Below are 1,438 nucleotides of genomic sequence, written 5' to 3' on the forward strand. Positions count from 1 at the left end.
GGCCGGGGTGTGGGTCCGGAGGGTGTGGTGGCGTTGGTGCTGCCGCGTTCGGTGGACATCGTGGTGGCGCAGCTGGCGGTCCTGAAGGCGGGTGGCGCGTACCTGCCGGTGGATCCGGAGTATCCGGCCGAGCGCATCGACTACATGCTGGCCGACGCCCGCCCGGTACTCGTCCTGCGTGAACTCCCCGACACCGCGCGGGAGTCCTCCGCGCGTCCCTGTGTCCCGGTCGCCTTCGACCACCCTGCGTACGTGATCTACACGTCGGGTTCGACGGGGCGTCCGAAGGGTGTGGTGGTCGGGCACGGGGGTCTGGCGAGTTTCGCGCGGGCACAGGTGGAGCGGTTCGGTGTGGACGCGGGCAGCCGGGTGCTGCAGTTCGCGTCGCCGAGTTTCGACGCTTCGGTGCTGGAGCTGGTGATGGCGTTCGCCGTGGGTGCGGCGCTGGTGGTGCCGCCGGCGGGTCCGCTGGCGGGTGAGGTGCTGGGCGGGGTGCTGGTGGATGCGGGCGTGACGCATGCGCTGATTCCGCCGGCGGCGCTGGCGAGTGTTCCGGTGGGTGAGTTCCCGTTGTTGCGTTCGCTGGTCGTGGGTGGTGATGCCACGTCGGCGGAGCTGGTGGACCGGTGGGCTCCGGGCCGTCGGATGGTCAACGCGTACGGTCCGACGGAGTCCACGGTGGTGGCGACGACCTCGTCCGCGCTGGTTTCGGGTGGCGGTGTTCCCTCGATGGGGACGCCGGTGCCGGGGACGCGTACGTATGTGCTGGACGAGGCGCTGCGGCCGGTGGCTCCGGGTGTCGCGGGAGAGCTGTACCTCGCGGGGGCGGGTCTGGCCCGCGGGTACCTCGGCCGGCCGGGTCTGACCGCCGAACGCTTCGTCGCCGATCCGTACGGTCCGTCTGGTACGCGGATGTACCGGACGGGTGATGTGGTGCGCTGGACCCGCGACGGTCAGCTGGCGTATCTGGGCCGGTCGGATGACCAGGTGAAGGTGCGTGGGTTCCGGATCGAGCTGGGTGAGGTCGAGACGGTGCTGGCCGGGCATGCCTCGGTCGCGCGGGCCGTGGTGGTCGTGCGTGAGGACCAGCCCGGCATCAAGCGTCTGGCCGCCTATGTGGTCCTGTCTCCCGGCGCGGTCCTGGACACGGACGCGCTGCGCGCCCACATCGGCGCGGTCCTCCCGGACTACATGGTCCCGGCGGCGTTCGTGGCCCTGGAAGCCCTCCCGCTCACGGTCAACGGAAAGCTCGACCGCAAGCAACTTCCCGCACCCGACTACGCCGGTGCGGGCCAGGGCCGTGCCCCCCGCACCGACCACGAGGAGATCCTCTGCGGGATCTTCGCCGAGTTGTTGGGTTTGGGGTCGGTGTCGGTGGAGGACAGTTTCTTCGAGCTGGGTGGCGACAGCATCGTGTCGATCCAGTTGGTGAGCCGGG

1 protein-coding gene is annotated in these 1,438 nt (G+C 70.6%); it reads left to right on the forward strand.

Annotation, left to right across the window (positions count from 1 at the left end):
- On the forward strand, positions 1 to 1,438 hold a 1,438-nt coding region (locus ABZZ17_RS40000; protein ID WP_356884308.1), incomplete at both ends, for a non-ribosomal peptide synthetase.

Source organism: Streptomyces sp. NPDC006512, assembly GCF_040611935.1.
Taxonomy (GTDB): Bacteria; Actinomycetota; Actinomycetes; order Streptomycetales; family Streptomycetaceae; genus Streptomyces.